At 74.3% G+C, this 15,018-nt stretch carries 9 protein-coding genes and 1 pseudogene; 7 read left to right on the top strand and 3 right to left on the bottom strand.

The window, feature by feature from the left end; all coding sequences use genetic code 11:
- Nucleotides 1-45 precede the first annotated feature (45 nt).
- The 3 genes from purB to ACWCRA_RS26625 all read left to right on the top strand — a co-directional run bounded on the left by purB (nucleotide 46) and on the right by ACWCRA_RS26625 (nucleotide 4,306).
- Entirely contained in the window at nucleotides 46-1,488 is a 1,443-nt protein-coding gene (gene purB / locus ACWCRA_RS26635) for an adenylosuccinate lyase (protein ID WP_351552407.1), read from the top strand.
- 53 nt (nucleotides 1,489-1,541) lie between these two features.
- The gene (gene mug, locus ACWCRA_RS26630; RefSeq protein WP_351552410.1) at nucleotides 1,542-2,063 is read left to right on the top strand and encodes a G/U mismatch-specific DNA glycosylase; all 522 of its coding nucleotides are present in this window, start codon (nucleotides 1,542-1,544) and stop codon (nucleotides 2,061-2,063) included.
- A gap of 1,085 nt (nucleotides 2,064-3,148) precedes the next feature.
- Nucleotides 3,149-4,306 (top strand): ROK family transcriptional regulator, encoded by a 1,158-nt coding sequence (locus tag ACWCRA_RS26625; protein ID WP_351552413.1) that lies wholly within the window; start codon nucleotides 3,149-3,151, stop codon nucleotides 4,304-4,306.
- Nucleotides 4,307-4,382: 76 nt separating this feature from the next.
- Here ACWCRA_RS26625 and ACWCRA_RS26620 read toward each other — a convergent pair whose 3' ends face one another.
- Together ACWCRA_RS26620 and ACWCRA_RS26615 are read right to left on the bottom strand one after the other, a co-directional pair.
- The gene (locus tag ACWCRA_RS26620) at nucleotides 4,383-5,147 is read right to left on the bottom strand and encodes a GntR family transcriptional regulator (protein ID WP_351552416.1); all 765 of its coding nucleotides are present in this window, start codon (nucleotides 5,145-5,147) and stop codon (nucleotides 4,383-4,385) included.
- Between the two features lie 267 nt (nucleotides 5,148-5,414).
- Nucleotides 5,415-6,299 carry an RNA polymerase sigma-70 factor gene (locus ACWCRA_RS26615; protein WP_451068775.1) on the bottom strand — a complete coding sequence of 295 codons (885 nt, stop codon included), beginning with the start codon at nucleotides 6,297-6,299 and terminating at the stop codon, nucleotides 5,415-5,417.
- Between the two features lie 193 nt (nucleotides 6,300-6,492).
- On the opposite strand from ACWCRA_RS26615, the gene ACWCRA_RS26610 reads away from it, so the two are divergent.
- Complete coding sequence (locus tag ACWCRA_RS26610; protein ID WP_351552421.1) at nucleotides 6,493-7,326, top strand: alpha/beta fold hydrolase; 834 nt, start codon at nucleotides 6,493-6,495, stop codon at nucleotides 7,324-7,326.
- 39 nt (nucleotides 7,327-7,365) lie between these two features.
- On the opposite strand, the pseudogene ACWCRA_RS26605 reads toward ACWCRA_RS26610, so the two are convergent.
- Nucleotides 7,366-7,854 (bottom strand): annotated as a pseudogene (locus ACWCRA_RS26605) (EamA family transporter); the annotation flags it as partial.
- Nucleotides 7,855-8,282: 428 nt separating this feature from the next.
- Here ACWCRA_RS26605 and pdxR point away from each other — a divergent pair.
- The 3 genes from pdxR (at nucleotide 8,283) to ACWCRA_RS26590 (ending at nucleotide 15,009) form a co-directional block, all read left to right on the top strand.
- Complete coding sequence (pdxR, locus tag ACWCRA_RS26600; protein WP_451068774.1) at nucleotides 8,283-9,782, top strand: MocR-like pyridoxine biosynthesis transcription factor PdxR; 1,500 nt, start codon at nucleotides 8,283-8,285, stop codon at nucleotides 9,780-9,782.
- Nucleotides 9,783-10,795: 1,013 nt separating this feature from the next.
- Nucleotides 10,796-12,220 carry an SWIM zinc finger family protein gene (locus tag ACWCRA_RS26595; protein WP_351552425.1) on the top strand — a complete coding sequence of 475 codons (1,425 nt, stop codon included), beginning with the start codon at nucleotides 10,796-10,798 and terminating at the stop codon, nucleotides 12,218-12,220.
- Complete coding sequence (locus ACWCRA_RS26590) at nucleotides 12,217-15,009, top strand: DUF6493 family protein (protein WP_451068773.1); 2,793 nt, start codon at nucleotides 12,217-12,219, stop codon at nucleotides 15,007-15,009. The genes ACWCRA_RS26595 and ACWCRA_RS26590 overlap by 4 nt, the downstream gene beginning before the upstream one ends.
- Nucleotides 15,010-15,018 lie beyond the last annotated feature (9 nt).

Below are 15,018 nucleotides of genomic sequence, written 5' to 3'. Positions count from 1 at the left end.
GACCGCGGCGCCGGCCTGCAGGAACCGCCAGTAGAATCTGGCCGTGTGACTGCTGTGTCTGCGAAGCCCCGTATCCCCAATGTCCTGGCCGACCGCTATGCCTCCGCGGAGCTGGCGGCCCTCTGGTCCCCCGAGCAGAAGGTGAGGCTGGAGCGGAGGCTCTGGCTCGCCGTGCTGCGTGCGCAGAAGGATCTCGGGATCGAGGTGCCGGATGGCGCCATCGCCGATTACGAGCGCGTGCTCGACCGGGTCGATCTGGCGTCGATCGCCGAGCGCGAGAAGATCACCCGTCATGATGTGAAGGCGCGGATCGAGGAGTTCAACGCGCTCGCGGGCCATGAGCAGATCCACAAGGGCATGACCTCCCGGGATCTGACCGAGAATGTGGAGCAGCTCCAGATCCGGCTCTCGCTGGAGCTGGTGCGCGACCGGACGGTCGCGGTGCTGGCCCGCCTCGGCCGGCTCTCCGGCGAGTACGCGGAGCTGGTGATGGCCGGGCGCTCGCACAATGTGGCCGCGCAGGCCACGACGCTGGGGAAGCGCTTCGCGTCCGCGGCGGACGAGCTGCTGGTGGCGTACGGCCGTGTCGAGGAGCTGCTGGCCCGCTATCCGCTGCGCGGGATCAAGGGCCCGATGGGCACCGCGCAGGACATGCTGGACCTGCTGGGCGGGGACAGCGCGAGCCTGGCCGAGCTGGAGCGGCGGATCGCCGGACACCTGGGCTTCGCCGAGGCGTTCACCTCGGTCGGCCAGGTCTATCCGCGCTCGCTCGACTACGACGTGGTCACCGCGCTGGTGCAGCTCGCGGCGGCGCCCTCGTCGGTCGCCAGGACGATCCGGCTGATGGCCGGGCACGAGCTGGTCACCGAGGGCTTCAAGCCGGGCCAGGTGGGGTCCTCCGCCATGCCGCACAAGATGAACACCCGCTCCTGCGAGCGCGTGAACGGTCTGACGGTGATTCTGCGCGGCTATGCCTCGATGGCGGGCGAGCTGGCGGGCGACCAGTGGAACGAGGGGGATGTGTCCTGCTCGGTGGTGCGCCGGGTGGCGCTGCCGGACGCGTTCTTCGCCCTGGACGGGCTGCTGGAGACCTTCCTGACGGTGCTGGACGAGTTCGGCGCCTTCCCGGCCGTGATCGCCCGTGAGCTGGACCGCTATCTGCCGTTCCTGGCCACCACGAAGGTGCTGATGGCCGCGGTGCGGGCGGGTGTGGGCCGCGAGGAGGCGCACGAGGTCATCAAGGAGCACGCGGTGGCGTCGGCGCTGGCGATGCGGGAGCAGGGCGCGGAGCGCAATGAGCTGCTGGACCGGCTCGCCTCGGACGAGCGGATTCCGCTGGACCGGGCCGAGCTGGACGCCCTGATGGCGGACAAGCTGTCGTTCACGGGCGCGGCGGCCGGGCAGGTCGCAGCGGTGCTCGCCCGGGTCGGGGAGATCACCGCGAAGCACCCGGCGGCGGCCGGGTACAGCCCGGGATCGATCCTCTGAGCCCCGGGGACGCCCCCGGCCCCCGCGACCCCCGCGACCGCACCGTCGACGATGTGGTCGCGGAGGGTCTGCGGGTGCTCTTCTGCGGTATCAACCCGGGGCTGATGTCGGCGGAGACCGGCCACCACTTCGCCCGGCCGGGCAATCGTTTCTGGCCGGTTCTGCATCTCTCGGGCTTCACCCCGCGCCGGCTGCACCCGTCGGAGCAGGGCGAGCTGACGGGGTACGGCCTGGGCATCACCAATGTGGTGGCCCGGGCGACGGCCCGCGCCGACGAGCTGGACGACGAGGAGCTGCGGGAGGGCGGGCGGCTGCTGCGGGCGAAGGTGGAGCGGCTGCGGCCGCGCTGGCTGGCGGTGGTGGGAGTGACCGCGTACCGCACGGCCTTCGGCGACCGCAAGGCCCAAATCGGGCGTCAGGAGCTGAGCGTCGGCGGGGCGGGGGTGTGGGTGCTGCCCAACCCGAGCGGGTTGAACGCGCACTGGACGGCGCAGTCGATGGCGGAGGAGTTCGCCCGCCTGCGGGCCGCGACCGCCCTCCCGCCCCCGGCCGGAGGCCCCGCCCCCGCCCGGTGAGCGGGCCCCGCCCGGTGCGGTCTCCGTGTGCCCCGGCCCCGTCCTCGATCTCCCCCGGAGCCGCCTCCGGAAGGCCCGGATTCCCCACCCCCACCCGAACGCAGGGCAAACCCCGCCCTCGGGCACGCCGCCCCACCCCACCGGCAACCCGAGGCGCACCACCTCGACCCCACCGGCGTTTGAGACGCACCACCTCGCCCGCGCCCGCCGACCCGAAGCACCCATCCAAGCCTCTCCGGCGTTTGAGACGCGCCCTTCAGCCCCGCCGGCGAACCCGAGCACCTCCAGCCCCTCCGGCGTTTGAGGCGCACCCCTCCCCCTCCCCCTCCGGCGACTGAGCAGCACCACGTCAGCCCCGCCGACGAACCCGAGCACCTTCAGCCTCGTCGGCGACTGAGCAGCACCACTTCAGCCCCGCCGGCGTTTGAGGCGCGGGGGTTCGGGGGCCGGCCCCCGACCGTGGCCCGCACCATGCGGGGTCCTGTGGCACAGGGTCCGTCCTCAAACGCCGGACGGGCTGGGTTTGTGCGGGCTGCCTGTGGTGCGGGGTCCGTCCTCAAACGCCGGACGGGCTGGGTTTGTGCGGGCTGCCTGTGGCACAGGGTCCGTCCTCAACGCCGGACCGGCTGGGGATGCCGCACCGGCCGGGGTCCGAGATCCGTCCTCAAACTCCCCCAGAGCTGCCTCCGGGAGGCGCCCCCGGACAGGCCGGGGATGCTCGGGGCACTCGTGGCGCGGGGTCCGTCCTCACTGCCTCCGGGAGGTGCCCCCAGACGGGCTGGGGATACCGGACAGGCCGGGGATGCCGCACCGGCTGGGTGGTTCAGCCCCACCGGAGACCCGGGCAAACCCAGCCCCGCCGGCGATTGAGGCGCACCCACCCAGCCCCGCCGGCGATTGAGGCGCGGGGGTTCGGGCGCCGGCCCCCGGCCCCGGGGCCCGCGCCGGGCGGGGGCCGGGGGGCGGGGTGCGGGCGCCCCCGCGTTGCACGCCTTGCACCGATCGTGCACGTCGGAGAGCCAGCGAGTACGATCCGGCAGACACACGCGCCCGATCTGCACGAGTGAGGGCTGGAAGGACACATGGTGGGGCGGCTGACCGGCGGAGACCCGTCGCTGCTGCGGCGGATCAACTCCGCGGTGGTACTCCATGCGCTGCGGGACGCCGGCTCCCCCACGCTCACGGATCTGACCCGGCTGACGGGACTCTCCCGGCCGACGGTCGAGGGCGTGATCGAGGGGCTTGTCGAAACAGGGCTGGTCAGCGAGTCGGTCCCCGAGGAGGGCGAGGCGCGCCGTCAGGGCCGCCCGGCGCGCCGCTTCCGGTTCCGGGTCGAGGCGGGGCATCTGCTGGGGGTGGAGATAGGCCCGCACCGGGTCTCCGCGCTGGTGTCCGGGCTGGACGGGCGCATCATCGGCGCCGGGGACCGGGAGGTCTCGGAGTCGGCGTCGGCCGACGACCGGCTGGAGCGGGTGCGGCTGGTGATCGCGGATGTGCTGCGGCGGGCCGGGATCTCCCGGACCAATCTGCGGGCGGTCGGGGTCGGCACCCCGGGGATCGTGGAGGCCGACGGGACCGTACGGCTGGGCACGGCGCTGCCGGGCTGGACCGGGCTGCCCCTGGGGCAGCGGCTCCAGCGCTCCTTCCGCTGCCCGGTGATCGTGGAGAACGACGCCAACGCGGCGGCGGTCGCCGAGCACTGGAAGGGGCAGGCGAGGGGCTCCGACGATGTCGTCTTCGTGCTGGCGGGGCTGAGCCCGGGCGCGGGATCGCTGATCGGCGGCCGGCTGCACCGGGGCTTCGGCGGCGCGGCCGGCGAGATCGGGGCGCTGCATCTGCTGGGGCGCGAGGCGACCCCGGAGCGGCTGCTCTCGACGACGGACGAGCCGCTGCACCCGCTCGACGAGCACGCGGTGGCGGATGTCTTCACTCTCGCCAAGCGGGGCGACGCCCGGGCGCAGGCCGCGGTGGAACGGTTCATCCAGCGTCTGGTCCACGATGTGGCGGCGCTGGTGCTGGCGCTCGATCCGGAGCTGGTGGTGGTCGGCGGCTGGGCCGCCGGGATCGACGGTGTGCTCGACCCGCTCCGCGACGAGCTGGCGCGCTACTGTCTGCGCCCGCCGAAGGTGGCGCTGTCGCTGCTGCGGGAGGCGGTCGTGGCGACGGGTGCGCTGCGGCTGGCGCTCGACCATGTCGAGGAGGAGCTGTTCGCGGTGGAGGGCACGGTGACGGCCCGCCGCTGAGCGCTGGCTCGGTGCGGCGGGCCGTACGGGTCCGTGCGGTCCCGGCCGGGCCCGGTGGGCCGGCCGGGTGTGGTGTTCAGGAGGCGCGTCGCTCCGTACCGTGGTGGCTTATCTGCACATCGCCGGAGTCCCCGAAGGTGAGCCGGCAGGTGTCGGCCCGGTAGGTCGCCACCGTCACGGCGGCGGTCCTGCCCCGGGAAAAGTAGCGGGTGGTCACGACCAGCACGGGCGCGCCGGGGAGCCGGTCGAGCTCCCGGGCGTCGTCGGCGCGGGCCGAGCCCAGTTCCACGGCGCGGTCCTGGCCGTCCAGGTCGAGCCGCTGGAGTTCACGGAGCACGGCGCGGGCGCGCGCGGGCCCCGGCGGTGCGTCTATGGCCGACAGACCGGGCACGGACGTGGCCGGAACGTAGAGCTGCTCGGCCGCGACCGGCTGCCCATGGCTCACGCGCAGTCTGCGCAGCGTGTACGTCTCCTCTTCGGTCGCTGTCGCGAGCAGCCGGGCCACCGCGGCGGGCGGTACGGCTCTGGTGCAGTCGAAGGACTGCCAGGCGTCCTGGGCGGAGCCGGGCCAGGCGTGCTGGGTGGTGGAGACATCCACTCCCATGCGCGGCGGGGCGACGGTCGTGCCGACGCCTCGGCGCCGCTGGAGCCGCCCTTCGAGTTCGAGTTGTTCGAGTGCTTGGCGCAGGGTCGCTCGGGCGACTCCGAAGCGCGCGGCGAGGTCCCGTTCGTTCGGCAGGATCTCCCCCACCGCGAAATCCGAGTCGAGCGCTTCCCCGATCACCGTCTTGAGGTGCCAGTACTTCGGTTCCGGCACTGATTCCAGCTGCGTGGTCCCCACCCTGATCCTCCGCATTCGCCGTGTCAGCGGCGGCTTTTCCGCGCCCTTGTTTATTAAAGGTTCCTGCACTATCTATGCCGACCATAGGACGGCGCGTCACCTTGGTCAAGACCAATCCTGCGTTTGTCACCCGATGAAGTCGACCGGGTTGGGCAAGCGTTCACAGGCTGTTAGCACCCCAGTGAAGCGCGCACCACACATTGCCCATGATTTTTCGGACAAGGGCTCTGACGTGCATGGAAGCAGGGCTTCCAGGGGCCACAGGGGTTACATCGGAGCCACCCCGGAGAGTTTGTCTGGGTTACGCATGATGTAGACACACTGAATACGTCCGTCCGCGATGTCCACGTGGATGACACTGTCCGGCTTTCCGCCGGAGAGGACGAGCAGCGCCGGCGCGCCGTTGACCTCGGTGATCCTGCTCTCCGCGGCCGGGATCGCCTCCTTCGCGACGGCGAAGAGGAAACGCCCCACGTTGCCCACGCCCTGGAGGACCTGGAGCGGCGCCCTCGCCTTGCCCCCGCTGTCGCCGACGAGGCGCACATCGGGTGCGAGCAGGGCGAGCAACTGCTCCAGGTCGCCGCCGGACGCGGCGGCGATGAATCGCTCGGTCAGATGCCGGCGCTCCACCGGGTCCACGTCGTAGCGGGGTTTGCGCTCGTCCACATGGCGGCGCGCCCGCCCCGCGAGCTGCCGCACGGCCGCCTCGGAGCGTTCCAGGATGGCCGCGATCTCCCCGTGGGCGAAGCCGAACGCCTCACGCAGCACGAACACCGCCCGCTCCAGCGGGGAGAGTGATTCCATGACGACGAGGACGGCGAGAGAGACGGATTCGGCGAGAACTGCCCGTTCGGTCAGATCGGGGGTGGTATGCCCGATGTCCGTGGCGATCGGTTCGGGCAGCCAGGGGCCGATGTAGGACTCGTGCCGGGACTGGATCTGCCTCAGCCGGTCGATGGCGAGGCGGGTCGTGATCCTTACGAGATAGCCACGGGGTTCCGCGACATTCGTACGATCCTGCGCAGTCCAGCGGAGCCAGGCGTCCTGAACCACGTCCTCTGCGTCGGCCACCCGGCCGAGCATGCGGTAGGCCACTGCGGTCAGCACATGCCGGTGCTCTTCGAAGACATCGGTCAGGGTCTCGGTCGCCACCCCTCCATCCCAACCGACCGGCGCCCCCATGTCCAGGCAGCCGGGGTGCGTCATATGTCTCCCGGCCGGAAGTAACGGGTCAGTTCGGGGAAGGTGCGCACCCGGCTCTTGAACCGGAACCTACCGATCGGTAATTCTAACTGACAAGCCGTCTACAAGCTCCGAGCAGGGGCGACATGAGGGAGTAACAGTCATGGTCGCGGACATTTCGTTCTCCATCGCGTCACCCGGGGGTGACCGGACCCTGTCCATGGCCTACGAGAGGAATGGCGCGGGAGAGCCCCTGCTCCTCCTCCACGGCATCGGACACCACTGGCAGGCCTGGGAGCCGGTGATCCGCCTACTGGCCGCCGAGCGCGAGGTCGTCGCCGTGGACCTGCCCGGCTTCGGGGCCTCCGCGCCGCTGCCCGACGGGATGGCGTACGACCTGGACAGCGTGGGAGCGGTGCTCGGTTCGCTCTGCGCCGCGCTCGGGATCGAGCGTCCGCACGTCGCGGGCAACTCGCTCGGCGGGCTGCTCGCCCTGGAGCTGGGCCGGACCGGTCTCGTACGGTCGGTCACCGCGCTCTCGCCCGCCGGATTCTGGAACGAGCGGGAGCGCGTCCTCGCCTTCGGGGCGCTCCGGGCGATGCGGGCGGGGGCCCGGTCGGTGCCGCTGCCGGTGATCGAGAAGCTGTCCCGGTCGGCGGCCGGGCGGGCGGCGCTGACGGGCAGCGTCTACGCCAGGCCCGGCAGGCGCTCATCCGGCGCGGTCGTCGCCGAGACCCTCGCGCTGCGCGGTGCCACCGGCTTCCACCAGACGCTCGCCGCCGGACTGAGCGTCACCTTCCCGCACGATGTCCCGGATGTCCCGGTCACCATCGCCTGGGGGACCCGGGACCGGCTGCTCCCGCCCCGTCAGGGGGTCCGGGCCAAGCGGGCCATCCCCCGCGCCCGGCTCGTCCGGCTGCCCGGCTGTGGGCACGTCCCGATGAACGACGATCCCGCGCTGGTCGCCCGGGTCCTCCTGGACGGCAGCGGACGCTGACCTCCGGGCGCCGAACACCCCGGAGCCGAGCGCGGCCCCCGCGCCCACCAGGACTCCGCCGGCCGCCTGGGCGGGGCCGAGGCTGCCGGCGCCCACCACCGGCGCGGTGAGCGCGGCGGCGACGGGGATCAGCCCGGTGAAGAGCGTGGCGCGCTCGGTGCCGATCCGCTGAATGCCCATGTACCAGGCGACAAAGCCGATGACGGTGACCACGGCGGCCTGCCAGACCAGGGCGAGCGCCTCCCCCTGGTCGGGCAGCCGGACGAACCCGCGCCCGTCGAGGACCAGGCCGATCACCGCGGACTCGACGGCGGCGACGCCGCAGACACAGGCCGTCAGCAGCCGGGGCCCCAGCGGGCGCAGGACCGGAGCGGCCAGTACCGCGAAGCCGACCTCGCCGATCAGCGCGGCCACCGAGAAGACGATGCCGGCCGTGTCGGTGCGGCCCCACCCCTGGACGGTGAAGGCCCCGGCGGCGACGAGCAGGGCGCCGTACAGCACGGGCCGGGTGGGCCGGCGGCCGTCCATCAGCGGGACGAACACGGCGACGATGACGGGCGCGCACCCGACGAACACTCCCGGAACGGCGGGTTCGGCGGTGCGCTCGGCGGCCAGCACCGCCAGGTTGAAGCCCACCATCCCGACCCCGGCCAGCAGCGCGATCCGTCCCCACTGGCGCACGGAGAGCGCCCGTACCGGGGCGAGCGCGGCCCGCCCGCCGAGCAGCGGGAGCAGCAGCAGGAGGGCGAGCGCGTAGCGGACCGCCTGGCCGCCCGCGTACGGATAGTCGCCCAGCACGCTGTTGGCGGTGAAGGAGGCTCCGACGAGGCAGTAGGCGAAGGAGACGAGGAGCACCCCGTTCAGGGTCCGGCGGGTCTGGCTGTTCAGCGGGGTGGTCGGGCGATTCATGGGGGTGAGGCTAGGAGGTCCGGCGGTCCGCTTTAAGGTCCACTTCCATGACGTCATCGGGGACCACTTCGGGGGAGAGCGGGACGAGGCGCCCGGGGGCGAGGGACGAGGGGGCCGGTGCCCCGGAGGGCGGCGCTCCGGGGAGTGGCGGGTGGAGCGCGGCGTGGGAGCTGCTGCTGCCCGCGGCCGGGGCGCCGGCCCGGCAGCGCGGGCGGGCGCTCCAGTCGGCGCTGCGGGACGCGGTGCGGTCGGGCCGGCTGGCGGCGGGCACCCGGCTGCCCGCGAGCCGGGAGCTGGCCGCCGATCTCGGGGTGTCGCGGGGGCTGGTCACCGAGGCGTACGAGCAGCTGACGGCCGAGGGGTATCTCCGCAGCGACCGGGGCGCGGGCACCTGGGTGGGGGACGCGGCGCGCGCCCCCGCGCGGGGAGCGCGGGATCTCGCGCCCCGGCGCGTGCCCGGAGCGCTGGTGGACTTCCGCCCGGGGGCGCCCGATCTCTCGCTCTTCCCCCGGGCCGCGTGGGGGGCGGCCCACCGGTCCGTCCTGGCCCGGCTGCCGCACCGGGCGCTCGGCTATCCCGATCCCCGGGGACTGCCGGAGCTGCGGACGGCGCTGGCCGCGCTGCTGACCCGGCGGCGCGGGGTCGTGGCCGATCCGGAGTGCCTGGTGGTGTGTTCGGGTGTCGCGCAGGCGATGACGGTCCTCGGCCAGGTGCTGCGCGGGCGCGGGCACGGGGCGATCGGGGTGGAGGACCCGGGCAGCCCCGAGCACGATCCGCTGTTCGCCGCCGCCGGGCTGCGGACGGTGCCGCTGCCGCTGGACGCCGAGGGGCTGGCCATGGCGCCCCTGCGCGGCTCGGGGGTGACCGCCGCGTCCACCACCCCGGCCCATCAGTTCCCCTCCGGGATCGCCTACTCGGCGCCGCGCCGAGCCGAGCTGCTCGACTGGGCGCGGTCGGTGGACGGGCTGATCGTGGAGGACGACTACGACGGCGACTTCCGCTACGACCGGGCGCCGGTCGGCGCCCTCCAGGGGCTCGATCCGGATCGTGTCGCGTACAGCGGCTCGGTGAGCAAGTCCCTCGCGCCGGGGCTGCGGCTCGGCTGGCTGGTGGTGCCCCGGCGGCTGCTGGACGAGGCCGTGGAGCGCAAGCGCACCATGGACCTGGGCAACCCCGCCCTGGACCAGGCCCTGCTGGCGGACTTCATCACCGGCGGCGGCTACGACCGGCAGCTGCGCCGCTGCCAGCGGGCCTACCGGGAGCGGCGCGACACCCTCGTCCGCGCCCTCGGCGAGCACTTCCCGGGTGCCAAGGTCAGCGGGATCGCGGCGGGGCTGCACATCATCGCCTCCCTCCCGGCGCGGTACGGACCCGAGGAACGGTTCCTGAGGCGTGCGGAGCGGGCCGGAATCGCGGTCCGGCCACTCTCGGCCCACACGGTGCTGCCGGGCCGGGAGAAGGGCGTGCGACTGGTTCTGGGGTACGCGCAGCTGACGCCGTCCGAGATCGTGCGGGGGGTCCGGCTGCTGGCCGGCGCGGCGGGCTGAGATGACCGGCCGTTCACCCCGCCGTCGCCCGGGGGTTGGGCGGCGGTGCGGGTGTTTCTCGCCGATCCGGAGGTTTCCCGGGGCACGGGTGAGCCGGTGTACGGGATGTTCCGGCCGCGCCCGGGCGACGCGGCCGGAACATCCGCTTTCCGTGGTCGGGGGATATCCCGGTCTCGGCGGTGCCGCGTCTTCGACAGAATGCGGAAACCGCGGCCGTATTTCTTCCTGCGCGGCGGTGGCACCGTGTACGCGGATGGTGTGATCGGGTCCCGGGGGACCCTTCCGGGCGGCTGGATCTGGTGAAACGTCACCACGGAGAGAAATCCCGGGGCCGCGGGATCGGTTGACGAATTCCGGGGGAATTTCCGTTGCGAGCTGCTCGACGGGCCCCTCGGGGATTCGACTCCGGGGTGTTTTCGGTGGTGCGGGCGCGGGAGCCCACCTCACACACCGGACCGGCTGGATTTGCTCGGGTTACCTGTCGCACAGGGTCCGTCCTCAAACGCCGGACAGGCTGGATCTGCCCGGGTTACCCCTGACGCAGGGGCCGTCCTCACACACCGGACAGGCTGAGTTCACCCGGGTTACCCGTGGCGTGGGAGCCCACCTCACACACCGGACCCGCTGGTTGCCCGGATTCGCCGAAACCCGAGCAGGCCCCCCGGTGATCGAGCCACACCACCCCAGCCCCTCCAGCGAGCCGAGGCACGAAAGCCAGCCCCTCCGGCGATTGAGGAGCGGGGGTTCGGGGGCCGGCCCCCGACCGTGGCCCGCACCGTGCGGGGCCCTGTCGCACAGGGGCCGTCCTCGAACTCCCCCAGAGCTGCCTCTGGGAGGCACCCCCGGACGGGCTGAGTTCGCCCGGGTTGCCCCCGGCGCGGGGGCCGGCCTCGCACGCCGGGCCGGCCGGGTTTGTGCGGGCACCCGTCGCACAGGGGGCGTTTCCCGGCCGCGCCGGGAGCACCGCCCCACGTCAGGGGGGATTGTCAGAGGGGGGTTCTACCGTCCTCCTCATGACGCGATCAGTGCAGGCCCTCACCTACGCCCGCCCCTCCACCCTGGAGTCCGGCGCGGACGGCGGGCTCCTCGGCCTGGAGACCTCCCGGGGGCTCACCCCCACCGGCGCCCAGGACCGGCCCACCTTCTTCTCGGGGTTCCTGGCCTCCCCGCAGACCGCCGCCCGAGGCCTCCTCGCCGTGGCGGACGTGGCCGCCGCCCGGTACCACGACCCCACCGCGCGCCCCCTGCTCGACCCCGTCGTCACCGGCAACGGCGACCGGCTGCGGTTCGAGTCCTTCTCCGGCTGCTGCGGGGTGTACGCCCGGCTCGACGTGCTGCGCGAGGGTCTGGACGGCGCCGGGACCGGGCACGGCACGACCAATGTCGATGTCAACAACCCCCTGCGGGAGGCGCTCTCCCGGATGACCGGCGACAGCCCGCTGCATCTGCGGGTGGGCCCGGGCGAGTTGGCGGTGACCACGCTGGAGGGCTCGGTGGTGGAGAAGAAGGTCCCGCTGCCCGAGCGCTGGCTGCGCGGCTTCGCCGAGGCCCAGGTCGCCACCGCGGGCTTCGATCTGCGGGCCGAACTCCCCGCCGCCGAGGCCGTGCGCTTTCTGCGCTCGCTGCCCCGGTCGTCGTCCGGGCGGGCCTCCCGAGGCGTCCAGTGGGTGATCGCGTCCGGGAGGACCCTGCGGCCCACCACCCGTCCGGTGCCCGGCGCGATCTGTCTGCCGGGGCCCGAGCGGCTGGGGGCGCTCCAGCGGGTGCTGCGCCAGGCGACCGCGCTGCGGGTGTACGGACCCGTGGTGACGGACGGCGTCCCGGTCCCGGCGGCGTGGGAGGTGGTGCTGCCGGGGATGCGGCTCACCCTCACCCTCTCCCCCGGCACCACCCGCGGCTTCTCCGGCGAGGGCGGGGTGCTGGAGGCGCTGGCGGGCGACGAGGTCGCGCGGGACGCCGAGTTGATCTCCGTACTGCTCGCCTGGGAGCCGAGGATCGACCCGGCCGATCTGGCGGAGCAGTCCGGGCTCCCGGTGGCCCGGGTCAGAGCCGCTCTGGTGCGGCTGGGCACGGCGGGCCGGGTGGGGTACGACGTGGCGGACGCGGCCTACTTCCACCGCGAGCTGCCGTACGACGCGGACCGGGCCGAGAGGCACAACCCGCGCCTGGTCGACGCCCGGCGGCTGCTGGCGGCCGGAGCGGTGGCGCTGGACGGGGAGTTCGCGTCGGTCGTCTCGGGAGAGCGCACCTACCGGGTCCGGCAGGCGGGCGGGACACCGCGCTGCACCTGCGCCTGGTGGTCGGAGCACCAGGGCACGCGGGGGCCGTGCAAACACGCGCTGGCGGTCCGGATGGCCCGGCGCGGCGCGGCGGCCGGCACCTCCGGCGCGGCGGGCGCCCCCGGCACGGCCGGCGCGGTCGCGGGAGGTGCGCGGTGAAGGAGCTTCTCGACGCGGTGCGGGGGATGCGGGTCGCCAAGGTGCCGGAGCTGCTCCGGCAGCTGACCCCGGCCGAGCGCAAGGAGGCGCTGACGGAGCTGAAGGCGCTCCGCGCGGAGCTGCGCGGCTGGGACTGGAACCGCTGGCGGGAGCGGGGCGGCATCGCCGGCGCGCTGCTGGTGGCGGGGGCCGGCTGTCAGACGGGTGCGGCGGCCGCGGCCTCCTGGATCGGTTCCCGGGATCTGCGGGCCGGCAGTCTCCCGGCCGGGAAACCGCTGCTGCGCCGGCTCGTGGAGGTGCTCGCCGACCGGGAGCCCGAGTGGCTCGGGGATCTGGCCCACCGGCTGGCCGCTCGCCCCTCGACCGCGCAGGACGACTATCCGCTGATCAGGGAATTGGTGGAGCTGGCCGGCTGTCCGGCGCCGACCACCGACGGCTTCGTCGAGGGGTGGGTCGACTCGCTCTCCCACCGGGGTGACCGGCTCGAACTGCTGCGCCTGGACCCGTACGCGCCGGTGCTGGTGCCCCGGCTGTTCGAGCTGGCGGTCTTCCCCTCCCGGCTCTCGTGGGCCGCCGACCCGGACGACCCGGCGCACTGGCCGTCGGCGATCGTGTCGCTGGGCGAGAGCGGGGTGCTGGAGCGGTCGGCGCTGCTGGACGGCTGTGTGGCCCGGCTGCTGCGCGGCGGCCGGCCCAGCGATACGCAGTTCTTCCTGACGCTGCTGAAGCGTCTGGCGCCGACCCCCGACGAGGAGGCGGCCCGGGTCCCCGACTGGTCCGGCATGGCCGCCGACGGAGGGCTCCCGGTGGCGTCCCACGCCCAGAGCGTGCTGGGGCGGCTCGCCGAGGCGGGCGTGCTGCCGCTGCCGGCCCTGGCCGAGGTGACGGGCGCGGTGCTCTTCCGTACCGAGAAGAAGCTGGTGCGGTCCCAGCTCACCCTGCTCGGCAAGGTGCTGCGGAAGCACGCGAAGGACCCGGCCGCCCTGGCGGTGCTGCTGCCGGTGGTCGCCGACGGGTTCGGCCATGGGGACACCCACATCCAGGAGCGTGCCCTGAAGCTGGTCGCCCGGTGTCTCCCGGCCGCCGGCGCGGAGCTGCGCGAGGAACTGGCCGGGGCGGCCGGCGGGCTGAGCCCGGTGCACCGGGCCGCCGCCGAGGCCGCGTTCGGGGCGCTGCTGCCCGGGGCGGGGACGGAGGTCGCCGAGGAGACCCTGCCGCCCGTGCCGGAGCGGCGCAGACTCGGGCCGCCGCCCTCCTCGGTGGCGGAGCTGGTGGAGGATCTGGTGGTGCTGCTGCGCGGGCGGCAGGAGGCGAGCGAGTCCGAGCGGCTGCTCGACGGGCTGATCCGGCTGATCCACCGTGAGCGGGAGCCGCTGACGGCGGCTCTGGAGGAGGCGCTGGCCGATCAGTGGTGGCTCCATGCCGGCCATCAGCGGTACGACCGGGACCTGGGGCGCGGCACGGGCGTCGAGGTGGTGATCGCCACGCTGCTGGGGCGGGTGAGCGCCGAGACCCTCGACAGCTCCCGGACCCGTTCGGGGGGCGCCGCCTCCTGCCCCCACGAGGGGCTGGGGGAGATGACCAGGGCGCGGTACTGGGAGGCCGCGTGCCGGGTGGGGAGCGGTTCGCCGCCGTTCCTGCTCGCGACCCCGACCTGGGTCACGGGGGCGCTGGACGCGGAGGTGCTGGTGGAGCGGCTCCGGGAGTACGGGAGGCTGGGAGTCGAGCCTCTGGCCACGGACTTCGTCCAGGCGCTGCTGCGGGTGGAGCGGGGCGGGGACGGGGTGGCGGCGGACGGGGCGGCCGGCCGCGCCGCCGACGCGGCCCGCGCCCTGGGCACCGCCGAGGGCGACCGGCTGGCGGAGTGGCTGTGCGGGACCGGCCCGGTGCCGCCCGCGCTCGCGGCCCTGTCGCCGGGGGACGGGACCGGGTCCGGCGCGCCGGGCGAGGAGGGGCCCGGGGAGCCGCGGCGCCGGCCGGACACCTGGCTGCGGCGGAGCCCCGCGGAGACCACCCGCCGGGTGGTGCACGGGATGCGGGAGCGGCTCGCGCTGCACCAGGCCTTCCCCCGGTCCTTCCGCTGGCTGGGCTCCGACTTCACGGACCTGCGGTGCTCCGGTTACTCCTGTGTCACCTGGGAGCCGCGCCGGCTGCTGGCGCTGCCGCACGACCGGGAGGCGGTCGCCCGGTGGATGGCGCACGCGGTGGTGATGTCCGCCGAGTGGGCGGACGGCGCTCCCCGGTGTCTGCCGGCCCTCGCGGAGGCCGAGGCGCGCCCCGGTCCGGCCGGGCCCGCGCTGCACCGGGTGCTGGCGGCGGGGACGGGCGCCCGGCGCGCCGATGACCGGCTGGCCGCGGTGGACGGGCTGCTGGTGCTCGCGGCGCGCGGGCAGTTGGACACCGCGCTGTTCGGCCGGGAGCTGGCGCGGCTGGTCCGGCACGAGGGCCTGAAGCCCAACCGGCTGGCCGACGCCGCCCGTACGGCCGCGGTGACCGGAGCGTACGGCACGGTGGGGGCGATCCTCGCGGCCGCGCTGCCCGCTCTGCTCCGGGCGGAGCCGCTGCCCCGGGCGATGGGGGAGATCCTGGCGGTGGCCGCGGAGTGCGCGGAGCGGTCCGGTGGTGTGCGAGGGGCCGCCGGGCCGGGCCTCTCGGCGGGCGAGGCGATACCCGGTCTCGCGGAACTGGCCGGGAGGGGCGGCTCCTCGCAGGCGGTCACCCAGGCGGTGCGGCTGCTGGCGGCGGCAGGGGCTCCCACCCCCACGCCAGAAATGGCCGGAAAGTGCTGATAGTTGATC

Source organism: Streptomyces sp. NPDC001889 (assembly GCF_053594535.1).
This window is presented reverse-complemented; position numbering and strand designations above follow the sequence as displayed.

What these genes read in the sequence shown, in the direction of transcription:
- pdxR (WP_451068774.1), top strand. Translation starts at nt 8,283, where the DNA reads ATGACGTCATCGGGGACCACTTCGGGGGAGAGCGGGACGAGGCGCCCG.
- ACWCRA_RS26610 (WP_351552421.1), top strand. Translation starts at nt 6,493, where the DNA reads ATGGTCGCGGACATTTCGTTCTCCATCGCGTCACCCGGGGGTGACCGG.
- ACWCRA_RS26595 (WP_351552425.1), top strand. Translation starts at nt 10,796, where the DNA reads ATGACGCGATCAGTGCAGGCCCTCACCTACGCCCGCCCCTCCACCCTG.